The following is a 15,500-nucleotide window of genomic DNA, read 5'->3' as shown; positions in this document are numbered from 1 at the left end:
AGAAATGAAAACAACAACCAAGAAATCTACTTCAACTGCTAAAAAGCCTGCAGCAAAAAAATCAACTACAAGCGCAACAGCTAAAAAAGAAACTGCTGCTAAAGAAACTTCAAGTACAAAGAAAACATCTACAACAACATCTACAACAACTGCTAAAAAACCAGCAGCTAAAAAATCAACTACAAGTGCAAAAAGCACAACTAAAACTGTAGCAGCTGAAAAAGCTAAGTCAACAAGTGCTACAACTAAAAAGACTACAAGCGCTAAAGCAGCTTCAGAAGTTAAAGAAACAGTTAAAAAACCTGCTGTTAGTGCTGAAAAATTTGAAAAGAGCGCAAAATTAGAGTTTGACACATCTAAACTTAACCCTAAATTATTTGCATCAGACAAAATTTACTCACAAGCAATTTTTGACACTATTATTTCAGACAGAGCTTCAAGACGTCAAGGTACTCATGATGTAAAAAGCCGTGCTGAAGTGCGTGGTGGTGGTAAAAAACCTTGAAGACAAAAAGGTACAGGTAGAGCACGTGCTGGTTCAACTAGATCACCAATATGAGTAGGTGGTGGTAGAGCATTTGGCCCAACACCAGTTAGAAACTACAAACTTAAGGTTAACAAAAAAGTTCGTTTCAACGCTTTTGTTTCAGCCTTAACCTTATTAGCACAAAGAAAGGCTGTTGTTGTTGATGACTTCAGATTAGAATCAATTTCAACAAAAGCTGCTATTAACAAATTAAGCGAACTAGGCATTAAGAATCAAAAACACATTTTGATTGCTACAAATGACGAAGTTACCTATAAATCAGTCGCAAACTTACAAAATGTAATTTGTGTAAAACCAACATCTGTATCTGTTGAAAACTTAATTTGAGCTGATGTTTTAGTACTTTCAACTGAAGGCTATGAAAACTTTGAAGGGAGAATTAAATAATGGAAATAACTCGTGTTATTAAAAGTCCAGTTCTTACTGAAAAGTCAAACGAAGCTTTAGGTAAAAATGTGTATACATTTGAAGTTGATTGAGCAGCTAATAAGTTTCAAATTAAAAAAGCTGTTGAGTTCATATTTAAAGTTAAAGTGTTATCAGTTAACACACTTAAAGTTGACAAGCAACCTAAAAATCTAGGTCGTTTCCACGGATTTACAAATAAATTTAAAAAAGCTTTTGTTAAGTTAGCCGAAGGCTATTCAATTTCATTCTACCCACAAGAAGAAGAAAAGCAAGATAAAGCTAAGGTTGAAAAAGAAAAAGCTGAAGCTATTAAAGCTGAAAAAGAAAAGAATGCAGAAAAAGAAGCTAAATTAGCAGAAAAAATTGCAGCTAAAAAAGCTAAAAAATCATCTGCAACCAAAGAAAAAGAAGAAAAATAAATTTACTGAGGATTAATTTTGCTTAAAAGATGAATTCCTCAACTATTTTTAAGCAAGGAGCAATATTAGAAATGGCAGTTAAACATTACAAGCCAGTTACAAATGGTCGCCGTAATATGTCATCTCTAGATTATTCAAAAAATCTAAGCGGTCACGCACCTGAAAAATCATTATTAGTGATTTTAAAGAAAAACTCAGGTCGTAACAACCAAGGTAAAATTACAGTTAGACACCAAGGTGGCCGTGTAAAGAGATACTATCGTATTATTGACTTTAAACGTAACAAAGACAATATTCCAGCAACTGTTAAATCAATCGAATATGATCCAAACAGATCAGCGAATATTTGTTTATTAGCATATGCTGATGGTGAAAAAAGATACATTTTGGCACCTGAAGGCATTAAAGTTGGTCAAAAAGTTGTTTCAGGAAACAATGTTGATATTTTAGTAGGTAACTCATTACCACTTTCAAACATTCCTGAAGGTACATTTGTTCACAACGTTGAAATGCAGCCTGGCGGTGGCGGAATTATCGCTAGAAGTGCAGGAACATCTGCACAAATCTTAGGTAAAGACGATGATGGTAAGTATGTAGTATTACGTCTTAAATCAGGCGAAATGCGTAGAATTTTGGCACGTTGCCGTGCAACAATCGGTACTGTTGGTAACGGTGAACATTCATTAGTTCTTTTAGGTAAAGCTGGTAGAAGTAGACATTTAGGTGTTCGTCCAACAGTTCGTGGTTCTGTTATGAACCCAATCGATCACCCACATGGTGGTGGTGAAGGTAAGCAACCTATTGGACGTAAGGCTCCTTTAACTCCTTGAGGTAAAAAAGCTCTTGGTGTTAAAACAAGAAAAACTAAGAAATCTTCAACAAAATTGATTTTAAGAAGAAGAAAGGACTCTAAATAATGGCTCGTAGTCTTAAAAAAGGCCCTTTTGCAGATGAACACTTACTTAAAAAAGTAGATGCTATTTTAGAAGGAAAAATGCCAAAGAAGCCAATTAAAACTTGATCAAGAAGATCAACTATCTTCCCAAGTTTTATAGGTTTAACATTCCAAGTTCACAATGGCCACCAACATATCGATGTTTATGTAACTGATGATATGGTTGGTCACAAGTTAGGTGAATTTGTTCCAACTAGAACATACTCAGGTCATGGTGCTGAAAAAGGTAAGAAGAAATAATTATGAACAATCAAAGTGCTAAAGCAGTTGTTAAAATTCAAAGAATTTCTCCAAGAAAAGCACGTTTAGTTGCTGATTTATTCAGAGGCAAAGACGTTAAAGTTGCACTTGGTATTCTTAACAACACAAACAAAAAAGCATCACAATTATTTATTAAATTATTAAATTCAGCTATTGCTAACGCAACAAACAACCATGGTATGGATGCATCTAAATTATTTGTTAAAGAAGTATTAGTTAATGAAGGCCCAACACTTAAAAGATATCAACCACGTTCACAAGGTAGAGCTTATTCTATTTTCAAAAGAACATCTAATTTATCAATAACATTGGAAGAAAGGGTATAGTCATGGGACAAAAGGTTAATCCAAATGGCTTCCGTTACGGAATTACAAAGCCTATTAACTCTGTTTGATTTGCTGAAAAGCAAAACTATGGAGACTTATTAGTTCAAGATGCTAAAATTTACAAATTCTTCGATAAATTAGTTAGAAAATACCAAATTGGCAACACTTCAATTAAAAGAACTAAAGCACAAAAAGTTACTGTTGTACTACAAACTAGCCAACCAGCTAAATTACTTGGCGAAAATGGTGCAAACATTGAAAAAATTACCCAAGATTTACACAAATATTTAAAAAACAAATCACTTGATATTAATTTACAAGTTTCATTATTGAAACAACCTGAATTAAATGCTAGACTAGCTGCTGAAGCTATAGCACAAAAATTAGAAAACCGTGAGAGTTTTCGTGTTGCTCAAAAGTTAGTTATTAATGATGCACTTAGAGCTGGTGCAAAAGGAATTAAAACCCAAGTTTCAGGACGTTTAAATGGTGTAGATATGGCTAGAGCAGAAGGCTACAGCCGTGGTGAAATGAGACTTCACACTTTAAGACAAGATGTTGACTTTGCTAAAGCAACTGCAAGAACCATTTATGGTGCTATCGGTGTGAAAGTATGAATTTCTAAAGGTGAACTTTTGGAAGGAGATAAATAATGCTTCAACCCAAAAGAACTAAATATCGTAAGCCTTTTTTGGTACGTCATGATAAAAGAAAAGCTCACAAAGGCAATACAGTAGAATTTGGCGAATTTGGCCTACAAGCAGTTACTTCAGCTTGAGTAGATGCTCGTCAAATTGAAGCAGCTCGTATTGCTATTACACGTAGAATGGGTCGTGAAGGTAATGTTATTATTAGAATTTTCCCTCACTTCTCAAAAACATCTAAACCTATCGGTGTACGTATGGGTTCAGGTAAAGGTTCTCCTGAAAAATGATATACAGCTGTTAAGGTAAACACTGTTATGTTTGAAGTTTCAGGTGTTTCTGAAGAAATTGCACGTGATGCACTTAGACTAGGTGGTCACAAATTACCAGTGTCATGAAAAATCATTGCTAAAAGTGAAGGAGATAATCAATAATGCTTTATAAAGATATTAAAGTTAAATCGCTTGATGAACTCCAAAAACTAGTTAAAGACTTTGAAGCTGAATTATGAACATTAAATTTCAAAAAGTCAGTTGGAAGCTTAGACCAAAGCCACAAAATTAAGGCAATTAGAAGAGACATTGCTAGAATAAAGACTGAGTTAAATGCAAGAGAAAAGGGAGCTAAATAATGGAAAGAAATACCCGTAAAACATTACAAGGCAAGGTTACATCTGCTCGTGGTGATAAAACTATCATTGTTGAAGTTGAAAGCCACAGATCGCATGCTTTGTATTCAAAACGTTATAGAGTAGCCAAAAAATTTGCTGTACATGATGAAAATAACATTGCCAAAGTTAATGACATCGTGACAATTATGGAAACAAGACCACTTTCAAAGACAAAACACTTCCGTTTAGTTGCAGTTAAACAAGCTGCTATGCAAGGAGAAAAATAATCTATGGTTTTAGAACTATCTAAATTAAATGTTGCTGATAACTCAGGAGCAAAAGAAGTTGGTGTTATTAGAGTTCTTGGTGGTTCACGTAAAAAAACAGCAAACATTGGCGACGTAATTATTTGCTCAGTTAAAAAAGCTATTCCTACAGGTATTGTTAAAGAAGGTCAAGTAGTTAAAGCTGTTATTGTTAGATCAGTTTATGGTATTCACCGTGAAAACGGTCAACATATTCGTTTTGATGACAATGCAGTTGTAATTATTAAAGATGACAAGACTCCTAGAGGAACTCGTGTATTCGGTCCTGTGGCACGTGAATTACGTGATAAAGGTTACTTAAAAATTGTCTCACTTGCACCAGAAGTGCTATAAAAAAGGATTATTATGAAAATCAAGTTTAAGAAAAATGATGAAGTAATAGTTATTGCTGGTTCACATAAGGGCAAAACTGGCCGTATTGTTAGAGTTGATATTAACAACAATACAGCTATAGTTAAAGACATTAATATAGTAACAAAACACGTAAAACCTGGTCAAGGCAATGATGGCTCAATTAAGAAAATGGAAGCTCCAATTCATGTTTCAAATCTTTCAATATTAGTTAAAAAAGCAACTAAAACATCTCCAGCACAATTTTCTAAAATTGGATACAAATTTGACAAAGATAATAAAAAAGTACGTATCTTACGTAAAACTAAGAAGGAAATTTAGTTATGAACTTAAAGCAAAAATATTTAACTGATGTAGTTCCTGTTTTAATGAAGCAATATGGCTATAAATCAATTATGCAAGTTCCAAGATTAGAAAAAATCGTGCTAAACATGACAGCTGGTAAAGAAGTTACAAACTCAAAAGCAATTGAAGAAGTACTTAACGAATTAACTCAAATTTCAGGACAAAAACCATTCCAAACTCGTGCTAAAAAATCAAACGCTTCATGAAAACTTCGTGAAGGTATGGCAATGGGTGGTAAAGTAACATTAAGAAGAGACAGAATGTGAGACTTTTTGGAAAAATTCATTAATGTTGCTATGCCTCGTATTCGTGACTTCCGTGGTGCTAATCCTAAAGCATTCGACGGCAGAGGAAATTACTCATTTGGAGTAAAAGAAGAAATCATCTTCCCAGAAATTGAATTTGACAAAATTAGAAGAATTAAAGGACTTGATGTGCAAATTATTACATCAGTTAACAGTGACAAAGAAGCTAGAAGTTTATTAGAATTAATTGGAATGCCTTTTAGTAAGGGAGAAAAATAGTTATGGCTAAAAGTTCATTAAAAGCTAAACAAAAGAAACACGCTAAATTCTCAACACGTGCTTATACACGTTGTGAATTATGTGGTCGTGTACATGCAGTTTTAAGAAAATACAAAATCTGCCGTATTTGCTTCCGTGAATTAGCTCACCAAGGCAAAATACCTGGCATGAAGAAAGCGAGTTGATAATATGTTTATAACAGATCCTATTTCAGATATGATTGTTAGAATCAAAAATGCAAATCAAAGAAAATTTAAAACTGTACTAATTCCTTATTCAAACAAAAAGGCAAAAATTCTAGAAATTCTTTTAAATGAAGGTTACATTTCAAGTTTTGTTACAAAAGGTGAAGGCAAAGACAAAGTTTTAGAAGTAGCTTTAAAATACAAAGGCAATCAATCAGCAATTATTGACTTCAAACGTATTTCTAAACCAGGGCTAAGAGTATATGCTGCTGCAAACAATTTACCATCAGTATTATCTGGTTATGGTACAGCTATTATCTCAACTTCTAAAGGTGTAATGACTGAAAAACAAGCTCGTAAGGAAAATGTAGGTGGTGAAGTACTTGCCTACATTTGATAGGAGGTTTTGATGTCTCGTGTCGGAAATAGAATATTAAGCATTCCTGCAAATGTTTCGCTTACTCAAGATGGTACATTATTAACAATTGAAGGTCCACTTGGCAAATTACAAAGAAACATCAGCCCACTAATTGCGCTTAAAGTTGAAAATAACACAATTAGCACAATTAGAGCAAATGAAGAAAAGACTACAAAGCAATTACATGGAACCACTAATGCACTTATTTCAAATATGTTAATTGGTGTTTCAAAAGGCTATAAAAAAGAATTAGTTATCAAAGGTGTTGGTTTTAAATTCACACTTAAAGGTGATATTTTAGAAGTTTCTGCTGGTTATTCACACTTAGTAAACTTAGATATTCCTGCTGGATTAAAAGTTGAAGTGCCTAAACCAGTTGAATTAGTAATTTCAGGTATCGATAAGGAAATTGTAGGTCAATTTGCAGCTGTAGTTAGAGCCGTAAGAAAACCTATACCATACTCAGGTAAAGGTATTGCATACAAAGATGAAGTTATTCGTCGTAAAGAAGGAAAAACTGCTTCTAAGTAGTTGGATAAGAAAGGATTTTAAAAAATGGCAACATTATCAAGAAATCAAGCACGTCAAATTAAACACAGACGTGAACGTCAACACATTAGTGGTACAGCAGAAAAACCTAGATTATGCGTATTTAAATCACTTCAAAACTTTTATGCACAACTAATTGACGATACTAAAGGAATTACATTAGCTAGTGTTTCAACACTAGAAAAAGGCAAATATAACGGAAATATTCAAGCTGCAACTGCTGCTGGCGAGAAAATGGGCGAAATTATTAAAGGCTTAAAAATTGAAAGCATTGTTTTCGACCGTTCAGGTTACATTTACCACGGAAGAGTTAAAGCATTTGCTGATGCAGTAAGATCAAAAGGAGTTAAATTCTAATTATGGCAGATTTAGAAAACAAAACAGTTAAGGCTAATGTAGAAAACAAGCCTGCTGCAGCTAAGACCCAAAGTGTTAGTGCACCAAAGAGAACTGAATCAGGTGCTAAGAAACAAATTTGAGAAAAAAGAAGTGCACATGATTCTAAAGATATGCCTAAAAAGAGCGCTGACAGAGCAAACAAAGTTAAAAACCGTACACGTTTTGGCGAAGCAAACAATGAATTTAGTGAAAAAGTAGTTAACATTAGCCGTGTTACAAAAGTTGTTAAAGGTGGACGTAGATTCTCATTCTCAGCTTTTGTAGTAGTTGGTGATAAAAAAGGTAAAGTTGGTTTTGGTCACGGGAAAGCAAATGAAGTTCCTGATGCAATTAAAAAAGCTGTTAAAGATGCTAGAAATCACCTTATCAGCGTTCCTATTCAAAACAAAATCACAGTGCCTCACGAAATTCATGCTAAATTCTTAGCTTCTAAAGTTATGCTTAAGCCAGCTCCTAAAGGTAAAGGTATAGTTGCTTCAGGAACTGTTCGTGCAGTTGTTGAATTAGCAGGCTATACTGACATTTACACAAAAACATATGGTTCTCGTTCAAAAGCTAACATTGTTAGAGCAACTCTTAAAGCCTTACAACAATTAAGAACACCTGAACAAATCGCTGAAATTAGAGACAAAGACGTTAAAGACCTTTTAGGTTAATCTTGTAATAGGAGAATAAAATGAAATTACATACATTAAAATCAACTCCTGGTGCACGTGTTGAAAAACATCGTGTTGGCAGAGGCCATGCTGCTGGTAAAGGTAAGCAAGCTGGTAAAGGTCAATCAGGTCAAAACAAACGTCATGGTCATAGATTAGGATTTGAAGGTGGTCAAACCCCATGATTCCGTCGTATTGGTAAAAGAGGATTTACAAACGTAAATCACATTGAATATCAAGTAGTAAACCTTAAAGATTTAGAACAAAACTTTAAAGCTAATGCAACAGTAGACTTAGAGTCATTATTCAAAGCTAACTTAATTAAAAGATCACTACCTGTTAAATTATTAGGTAATGGTAAGTTAACTAAAAAACTTAATGTAACATTACATGCAGCTTCAAAAAGCGCAATTGATGCAGTTGAACAAGCTGGCGGAAAATTTACAATTCTTTAATTAATTCAATTTAATAATTCAATTAACTTATAAATTAAATGTGTTTCTTGCATTTTTGTGCAACATAAACACATTTTTTTATTTTTCTTGTATAAAATTAAAATGTTAAAAACCTGAAAGACATTTAAATGAACAATTTTAGTCACGATATTATTTTAAATAAAGCTCAGTATAAGCAATTTTTAAACACATTTAAACTTTCAATTAATAGTTTAAGCGAGTTTTTAGTTTCAAAAATTAAAAAAGCTATCGCAGAAAAAGAATTAATATTTTGCATCAAAAATTTTGAAGATAATGAGCAAATTTTTACCAAAATAGCCTATTTAAGTGACCCATGTGTTTATTTTGAAAAATTTAACTTACTTTTAAATGATTTTGAATGCTTTATTTTTGACATGGGCGGCACACTTTTAGATAGTAAAAAAATGCTGCAAAATGAAAATATTAAAAAAGTGAATGAATTAGCAAAAATAGGCAAAAAAATTATTATAGCTACTAGCGGCTCATATTTTAATTTTGAAAACTACTTTAAGAAAATAAATTTTAATATGCCACTAATTTGTGCTAATGGTGCAATGATTTATGATAATAAAAGTTTAAAACTAACTTCAAGTTTAGAAATGGATAAAAAAGAAGCAAGTGAAATCATGAAAAAATGCACTGAACTTGGACTAGCATACTACATTTTTCACGATTCCGGGATGGCTGGCATAAATGTAGAAAATTCTTCAGCGTATAAACAAAATAAAGATGCTACAGGAATGAAAAAAGAGAGCTGAAGTCTCAATCCAAAAAATGGCTTCTTTGATAATAAAAAAATTTATAAAGTTTTTGTAACTTTTGAAAGCGAGCAAGCTGGAAAAGTAAAAGAGCTAATTTCATTTTGTCAAAAGTTTAAAAAACTTCATACAATGCAAACTCACAGTAATTTTTTAGACATTGGAATAGCTTGTTCTAAAGCAAGTGCTCTAGATAAAATTGCTAAGGAATACAATATTAATTTATCAAAAGCAGTTGTTTTTGGTGATTCTGATAACGATTTGCCTTTATTCGATGTTGCAAAAATTAGCCTCACTCACACAAATGCAAGATTAAGTGTTTTAAAAAATGCACATTATGTTTCATCTAAAAATAACAATGAAAGCTGAATTAGTTGGCTAATTGATAATTTATTTGTTTAAAAATAAAAAAAGTGGATATGACCACTTTATTTTAATTTTAAATCAGTTCCTAACAAAACAACTTTAGGGATAGCATTTTCACTAAAATTTACTATATCCTTATAATCAAAATAAGCTAACTCTAAATCAAAAGATTTATCATCATACACGGTAAAAATTAATTTTGAACCAATAGGATATTTTTCAAGCTGTCCATGATCAGGCACATTTATATCCAAAACACCTAAAATAGTTGCTAAGTTTGTATCATGACCAACTAAAATGCTTAAGTCATAATTTGTATAAAACTGACTTTTAAGCAACTTATAAATGTTTTTTTGGCTTTCTAAAGCCAGAGTAGGATTATTTCAAATTAAATCAATAACAAAATCTTTAGCCTTCAAAAGAAGCTTTAAGTCTTTTAAAAAGTTAGTTGACTTAAAAATCTCACTTTCTTTAAAACCATGATAATACATAGACTGCATAACATCAGAAGCGCTGGATGAGAAAAATAATTTCCCTGTAGGTTTAAGCCATTCATTTTCAACAAAATTAATCTGGCTCTCACTTTGCACATATAAACAATTATTGTCTAAGTTAAAAAGCTCTTTAAATTTATCATATATGCCTAGATTACTTGCTTTTTGGTCAAAATCATTAACGAGCTTATTATCTATATAAGATTTAGATGGATAATTAAGCTCAAATCAAGAATTTCTTTTTGAAAAAGATGAATCAGAGCACTCAATTTTAATATTTTTATCAGGCATAAGACCTAAAGATAAAAGTCTTGCTGTTTCATATGTTCTATGAGTTGAATTAGCTATTATATTTATATTCATACTGGATTCAACATTTAAGTATTTTTTTAAGAACTTAGCAAACAATAATTCTAATAAAGCACCTTTATTAGTTAAATGAGCACTTAGTTCATTTTCAAATTGTCATTTAACAATATCTTTATTAAAAATACTTTTAAATTTACTTTCAAATTCAAAAGGATATCTTACGCCATGTCTTGAAACTATGATTTTTTTCATTTTAGCCTCTTCGGTAGACATTTTTATCTATCAATCAATTAAATAATATATAAAAATTTTAGAGTAAATTAATTGCTTTAGCACCAATTAAGTTTATTTATTTAAAAGTTGCAAAATTATTAGCTTTTTTATTTGGCTTTTGCTTCAATTAGTGTATATTATTTTTAACGCGTTTTTGAGCGCGTTATTAATTAACTACACTTACATGATGTTTAAAATATTTTATAAAAAAATATTTCAAAAAATTTAATTAAGTGTATAATAAATAGGCAACCTTTTTGAAGGTTAAAAATGTTCTTTGAAAACTAGATATATATAAACATGACAGTCAATTTTTTCGAGAGTTTGATCCTGGCTCAGGATGAACGCTGGCTGTGTGCCTAATACATGCATGTCGAGCGATGATAGCAATATCATAGCGGCGAATGGGTGAGTAACACGTACTCAACGTACCTTTTAGATTGGGATAGCGGATGGAAACATCCGATAATACCGAATACTTATTATTTTTGCATGAAAGTAATATAAAAGGAAGCGTTTGCTTCGCTAGAAGATCGGAGTGCGCAACATTAGCTAGTTGGTGAGGTAACGGCCCACCAAGGCGATGATGTTTAGCGGGGTTGAGAGATTGATCCGCCACACTGGGACTGAGATACGGCCCAGACTCCTACGGGAGGCAGCAGTAGGGAATATTCCACAATGGACGAAAGTCTGATGGAGCGACACAGCGTGCAGGATGAAGGCCCTATGGGTTGTAAACTGCTGTGGTTAGGGAAGAAAAAGTAGCGTAGGAAATGACGCTACCTTGACGGTACCTGATTAGAAAGCAACGGCTAACTATGTGCCAGCAGCCGCGGTAATACATAGGTTGCAAGCGTTATCCGAAATTATTGGGCGTAAAGCGTCTGTAGGTTGTTTGTTAAGTCTGGCGTTAAATTTTGGGGCTCAACCCCAAAACGCGTTGGATACTGGCAGACTAGAGTTATGTAGAGGTTAGCGGAATTCCTTGTGAAGCGGTGAAATGCGTAGATATAAGGAAGAACATCAATATGGCGAAGGCAGCTAACTGGGCATACACTGACACTGAGAGACGAAAGCGTGGGGAGCAAACAGGATTAGATACCCTGGTAGTCCACGCCCTAAACGATGATCATTAGTTGATGGGGAACTCATCGACGCAGCTAACGCATTAAATGATCCGCCTGAGTAGTACGTTCGCAAGAATAAAACTTAAAGGAATTGACGGGGATCCGCACAAGCGGTGGAGCATGTGGTTTAATTTGAAGATACGCGTAGAACCTTACCCACTCTTGACATCTTCTGCAAAGCTATGGAGACATAGTGGAGGTTAACAGAATGACAGATGGTGCATGGTTGTCGTCAGCTCGTGTCGTGAGATGTTCGGTTAAGTCCTGCAACGAGCGCAACCCTTATCCTTAGTTACTACCATTTAGTTGAGCACTCTAAGGAGACTGCCCGAGTAATCGGGAGGAAGGTGGGGACGACGTCAAATCATCATGCCTCTTACGAGTGGGGCTACACACGTGCTACAATGGACGGTACAAAGAGAAGCGAAGTGGTGACATGGAGCAAATCTCAAAAAACCGTTCTCAGTTCGGATTGAAGTCTGAAACTCGACTTCATGAAGTCGGAATCGCTAGTAATCGTAGATCAGCTACGCTACGGTGAATACGTTCTCGGGTCTTGTACACACCGCCCGTCAAACCATGGGAGCTGGTAATGCCCGAAGTCGGTTTATTAAGAAACTGCCTAAGGCAGGACTGGTGACTGGGGTTAAGTCGTAACAAGGTATCCCTACGAGAACGTGGGGATGGATTACCTCCTTTCTACGGAGTACACTTGTCTTTTAATACTATAAAAAAGACTTATAACCAAAATCAATAGACCTGTTTTATTTAATATTGTCATGGCTTTTATTAATAGGTCAAAAGCTATATATCTAGTTTTGAGAGAACATTTCTCTCATATGTTCTTTGAAAACTGAATAGTAAAATATTTTTCGATATTTACAACGACATCAAAAATCAAATTAATGGTTAATTTGTTTTGATTCATCGAGTAAGTCATATATAAATATGATTCATTGAAATGTCTTAAAATACACATCTAAAACTAACAACAATAGGAAAATACTACTTTTAAATAAGGAAGAGTTTGTGGTGGATGCCTTGGGTCTGGAAGTCGATGAAGGACGTGATTACCTGCGATAAGCCTCGTAGAGCTGGAAATGTGCTATGAAACGGGGATTTCCGAATGGGGAAACCTAACTATGGTAATGCATAGTTGCTTATGTCTGAATACATAGGACATAATGCGAGACACCTTGTGAACTGAAACATCTTAGTAGCAAGAGGAAAAGAAAATAAATAATGATTTCTTCAGTAGCGGCGAGCGAACGAGAAAAAGCCCAAACCATTTTAAATGGGGTTATAGGACAGACTACATAGAGTTACAAAATTTAATAATAGCAGAAGCTTTTGGGAAGAAGTGGCACAGAAGGTGATACCCCTGTATGCGAAATTATTAAATCTCTTGACTGTATCCTGAGTAGGGCGGGGCACGTGAAACCCTGTCTGAATTTGCCGGGACCACCCGGTAAGGCTAAATACTAACCAGACACCGATAGCGAACTAGTACCGTGAGGGAAAGGTGAAAAGAACCCCGAGAGGGGAGTGAAATAGACTCTGAAACCACTTACTTACAATTAGTCAGAGCCCGTTAATGGGTGATGGCGTACATCTTGCAGTATGGACCGGCGAGTTACTTTAGCATGCGAGGTTAAGCGGATAAAAGCGGAGCCGTAGAGAAATCGAGTCTTAATAGGGCGATTAGTATGCTTGAGTACACCCGAAACCAGGTGACCTATTCATGAGCAGACTGAAACTTAGCTAACCCTAAGTGGAGGGTCGAACCGTAGTACACTGAAACGTGCCCGGATGACTTGTGAATAGCGGAGAAATTCCAATCGAACTTGGAGATAGCTGGTTCTCCTCGAAATAGCTTTAGGGCTAGCGTGTAGTGTTAAATAATGGTGGTAAAGCACTGAATATGGAATGGCCTCGCCTAGAGGTACTGACTATAATCAAACTCTGAATACCATTATGAATTGCTATGCAGTCGGAACCGGGGTGCTAACGTCCCGGCTCGCGAGGGAAACAACCCAGATCGTCAGCTAAGGTCCCAAAATCGTGTTAAGTCAGAAAGGTTGTGAGGTTTCATAAACAACTAGGAAGTTGGCTTAGAAGCAGCCATCTTTTAAAGAGTGCGTAATAGCTCACTAGTCAAGAGACCTTGCGCCGACAATGTAACGGGAGTAAAACACGATACCGAAGCTACGGGTACATTCTTGTACGTTAGAGGAGCGTTCTTAGGGCAACGAAGCTAGACTGTAAAGACTAGTGGAGCGCTAAGAAGTGAGAATGCCGGTATGAGTAACGATTCGTAGTGAGAATCTACGACGCCTATTGGGGAAGGTTTCCTGGGCAAGGTTCGTCCACCCAGGGTTAGTCAGGGCCTAAGGCGAGGCTGAAAAGCGTAGTCGATGGACAACAGGTTAATATTCCTGTACTTTCTTTAATTGTGATGGAGTGACGGAGAAGGATAAGCATACCTATTATTGGATTTAGGGGTAAGTAGTTACTGGTGATTGTAGGCAAATCCGCAATCTATAACCGGGAGCTATGATGCATAGGACAATTGTCTGAATTTGCCAATTCCATGCTTCCTAGAAAAGCTTCTAAACTTAATGTTATTGAAACCTGTACCAAGAACGGACACACGTCCCCAAGATGAGTATTCTAAGGCGAGCGAGAAAACTAGTGTTAAGGAACTCTGCAAAATGACCCCGTAAGTTCGCAAGAAGGGGCGCCTATGGTAACACATAGGCCACAGTAAATTATGAGGGGCAACTGTTTATCAAAAACACAACTCTCTGCTAAACCGCAAGGTGATGTATAGGGGGTGAAGCCTGCCCAGTGCCCGAAGGTTAAGTGGATGCGTTAGCTTATGCGAAGCGTTGAAATGAAGCCCGGGTGAACGGCGGCCGTAACTATAACGGTCCTAAGGTAGCGAAATTCCTTGTCGGCTAAATACTGACCTGCACGAAAGGCATAATGATCTCTCAACTGTCTCAACACTAGACTCGGTGAAATTATGGTCCCAGTGAAAACGCTGGGTTCCCGCATCAAGACGAAAAGACCCCATGGAGCTTTACTATAACTTCGTATTGGAATTTGGCCTAACATGTGTAGGATAGGTGGGAGACTTTGAAGCTGAGACGCTAGTAGCAGTGGAGTCAACCTTGAAATACCACCCTTGTTATGTTGAATTTCTAACTTACCATCATAATCAGGTGGGAGGACAGTGCGTGGTGGGTAGTTTGACTGGGGCGGTCGCCTCCTAAAGAGTAACGGAGGCGTTCAAAGGTACACTCAGTACGGTCAGAAACCGTATGTAGAGCGCAAAGGCAGAAGTGTGCTTGACTGCGAGACTTACAAGTCGAGCAGGTGCGAAAGCAGGACTTAGTGATCCGGCTGTACATTGTGGAATGGCAGTCGCTCAACGGATAAAAGTTACCCTGGGGATAACAGGCTAATCTTGCCCAAGAGATCACATCGACGGCAAGGTTTGGCACCTCGATGTCGGCTCATCGCATCCTGGAGCTGGAGTCGGTTCCAAGGGTTGGGCTGTTCGCCCATTAAAGCGGTACGCGAGCTGGGTTCAAAACGTCGTGAGACAGTTTGGTCCCTATCTGATGTGGGCGTTGGAATATTGATGAGAGCCGCTCTTAGTACGAGAGGACCGGAGTGGACGTACCGCTGGTGTTCCAGTTGTTCCGCCAGGAGCATAGCTGGGTAGCTAAGTACGGAAAGGATAACCGCTGAAAGCATCTAAGTGGGAAG

20 protein-coding genes and 2 rRNA genes are annotated in these 15,500 nt (G+C 35.9%); 21 read left to right on the top strand and 1 reads right to left on the bottom strand.

The window, feature by feature from the left end; all coding sequences use genetic code 4:
- Positions 1-4 precede the first annotated feature (4 nt).
- The 19 genes from rplD to MAGB_RS00845 all read left to right on the top strand — a co-directional run bounded on the left by rplD (position 5) and on the right by MAGB_RS00845 (position 9,559).
- Positions 5-934: a 50S ribosomal protein L4 gene (gene rplD, locus MAGB_RS04530; protein WP_004023959.1), complete on the top strand. Its 930-nt coding sequence runs from the start codon at positions 5-7 to the stop codon at positions 932-934.
- Positions 934-1,374 (top strand): 50S ribosomal protein L23, encoded by a 441-nt coding sequence (rplW, locus tag MAGB_RS00930; protein WP_004023958.1) that lies wholly within the window; start codon positions 934-936, stop codon positions 1,372-1,374. Before rplD ends, rplW begins: the two co-directional genes overlap by 1 nt.
- 71 nt (positions 1,375-1,445) lie before the next feature.
- Entirely contained in the window at positions 1,446-2,291 is an 846-nt protein-coding gene (gene rplB, locus MAGB_RS00925) for a 50S ribosomal protein L2 (protein ID WP_004023957.1), read from the top strand.
- Entirely contained in the window at positions 2,291-2,569 is a 279-nt protein-coding gene (gene rpsS, locus MAGB_RS00920) for a 30S ribosomal protein S19 (RefSeq protein ID WP_004023956.1), read from the top strand. Before rplB ends, rpsS begins: the two co-directional genes overlap by 1 nt.
- A 2-nt stretch (positions 2,570-2,571) precedes the next feature.
- A complete protein-coding gene (rplV, locus tag MAGB_RS00915; RefSeq protein WP_004023955.1) occupies positions 2,572-2,916 on the top strand; it encodes a 50S ribosomal protein L22 in 345 nt (114 codons plus the stop codon).
- 2 nt (positions 2,917-2,918) lie between these two features.
- Positions 2,919-3,569 carry a 30S ribosomal protein S3 gene (gene rpsC, locus MAGB_RS00910; protein WP_004023954.1) on the top strand — a complete coding sequence of 217 codons (651 nt, stop codon included), beginning with the start codon at positions 2,919-2,921 and terminating at the stop codon, positions 3,567-3,569.
- Positions 3,569-3,994, top strand: a complete 426-nt coding sequence (rplP, locus tag MAGB_RS00905; RefSeq protein WP_004023953.1) for a 50S ribosomal protein L16 — start codon at positions 3,569-3,571, stop codon at positions 3,992-3,994. Before rpsC ends, rplP begins: the two co-directional genes overlap by 1 nt.
- The gene (gene rpmC, locus MAGB_RS00900) at positions 3,994-4,191 is read left to right on the top strand and encodes a 50S ribosomal protein L29 (protein WP_004023952.1); all 198 of its coding nucleotides are present in this window, start codon (positions 3,994-3,996) and stop codon (positions 4,189-4,191) included. Before rplP ends, rpmC begins: the two co-directional genes overlap by 1 nt.
- Positions 4,191-4,457, top strand: coding sequence for a 30S ribosomal protein S17 (gene rpsQ / locus MAGB_RS00895; protein ID WP_004023951.1), 267 nt, complete (start codon positions 4,191-4,193; stop codon positions 4,455-4,457). Before rpmC ends, rpsQ begins: the two co-directional genes overlap by 1 nt.
- A 3-nt stretch (positions 4,458-4,460) precedes the next feature.
- Positions 4,461-4,829 carry a 50S ribosomal protein L14 gene (gene rplN / locus MAGB_RS00890; protein ID WP_004023950.1) on the top strand — a complete coding sequence of 123 codons (369 nt, stop codon included), beginning with the start codon at positions 4,461-4,463 and terminating at the stop codon, positions 4,827-4,829.
- 12 nt (positions 4,830-4,841) lie between these two features.
- Positions 4,842-5,168, top strand: coding sequence for a 50S ribosomal protein L24 (gene rplX, locus MAGB_RS00885; protein WP_004023949.1), 327 nt, complete (start codon positions 4,842-4,844; stop codon positions 5,166-5,168).
- Positions 5,169-5,170: 2 nt separating this feature from the next.
- Entirely contained in the window at positions 5,171-5,716 is a 546-nt protein-coding gene (rplE, locus tag MAGB_RS00880) for a 50S ribosomal protein L5 (RefSeq protein WP_004023948.1), read from the top strand.
- 2 nt (positions 5,717-5,718) lie between these two features.
- Positions 5,719-5,904, top strand: a complete 186-nt coding sequence (locus tag MAGB_RS00875; RefSeq protein WP_004023947.1) for a type Z 30S ribosomal protein S14 — start codon at positions 5,719-5,721, stop codon at positions 5,902-5,904.
- Between the two features lies 1 nt (position 5,905).
- Complete coding sequence (gene rpsH, locus MAGB_RS00870; protein WP_004023946.1) at positions 5,906-6,301, top strand: 30S ribosomal protein S8; 396 nt, start codon at positions 5,906-5,908, stop codon at positions 6,299-6,301.
- 9 nt (positions 6,302-6,310) lie between these two features.
- Positions 6,311-6,850, top strand: a complete 540-nt coding sequence (gene rplF / locus MAGB_RS00865; protein ID WP_004023945.1) for a 50S ribosomal protein L6 — start codon at positions 6,311-6,313, stop codon at positions 6,848-6,850.
- A 24-nt stretch (positions 6,851-6,874) separates the two neighbouring features.
- The gene (gene rplR / locus MAGB_RS00860; RefSeq protein WP_004023944.1) at positions 6,875-7,225 is read left to right on the top strand and encodes a 50S ribosomal protein L18; all 351 of its coding nucleotides are present in this window, start codon (positions 6,875-6,877) and stop codon (positions 7,223-7,225) included.
- Positions 7,226-7,227: 2 nt separating this feature from the next.
- On the top strand, positions 7,228-7,923 hold the full coding sequence (gene rpsE / locus MAGB_RS00855; protein WP_004023943.1) for a 30S ribosomal protein S5: 696 nt from the start codon (positions 7,228-7,230) through the stop codon (positions 7,921-7,923).
- Positions 7,924-7,943: 20 nt separating this feature from the next.
- Complete coding sequence (rplO, locus tag MAGB_RS00850; RefSeq protein ID WP_004023942.1) at positions 7,944-8,378, top strand: 50S ribosomal protein L15; 435 nt, start codon at positions 7,944-7,946, stop codon at positions 8,376-8,378.
- A 128-nt stretch (positions 8,379-8,506) separates the two neighbouring features.
- Positions 8,507-9,559, top strand: a complete 1,053-nt coding sequence (locus MAGB_RS00845; protein ID WP_004023941.1) for a Cof-type HAD-IIB family hydrolase — start codon at positions 8,507-8,509, stop codon at positions 9,557-9,559.
- Between the two features lie 26 nt (positions 9,560-9,585).
- Here the strand turns inward: MAGB_RS00845 and MAGB_RS00840 are convergent, their stop codons facing one another.
- Positions 9,586-10,578: a histidine-type phosphatase gene (locus MAGB_RS00840; RefSeq protein WP_004023940.1), complete on the bottom strand. Its 993-nt coding sequence runs from the start codon at positions 10,576-10,578 to the stop codon at positions 9,586-9,588.
- Between the two features lie 333 nt (positions 10,579-10,911).
- Between MAGB_RS00840 and MAGB_RS00835 the strand changes: the two genes are divergently transcribed.
- Positions 10,912-12,425: ribosomal RNA gene (locus MAGB_RS00835) — 16S ribosomal RNA — on the top strand.
- A gap of 310 nt (positions 12,426-12,735) precedes the next feature.
- Positions 12,736-15,500 (top strand): 23S ribosomal RNA (locus MAGB_RS00830); the annotation flags it as partial.

Source organism: Mycoplasmopsis agalactiae 14628 (assembly GCF_000266865.1).
GTDB classification, from domain to species: Bacteria; Bacillota_I; Bacilli_A; order Mycoplasmatales; family Metamycoplasmataceae; genus Mycoplasmopsis; species Mycoplasmopsis agalactiae_A.
This window is presented reverse-complemented; position numbering and strand designations above follow the sequence as displayed.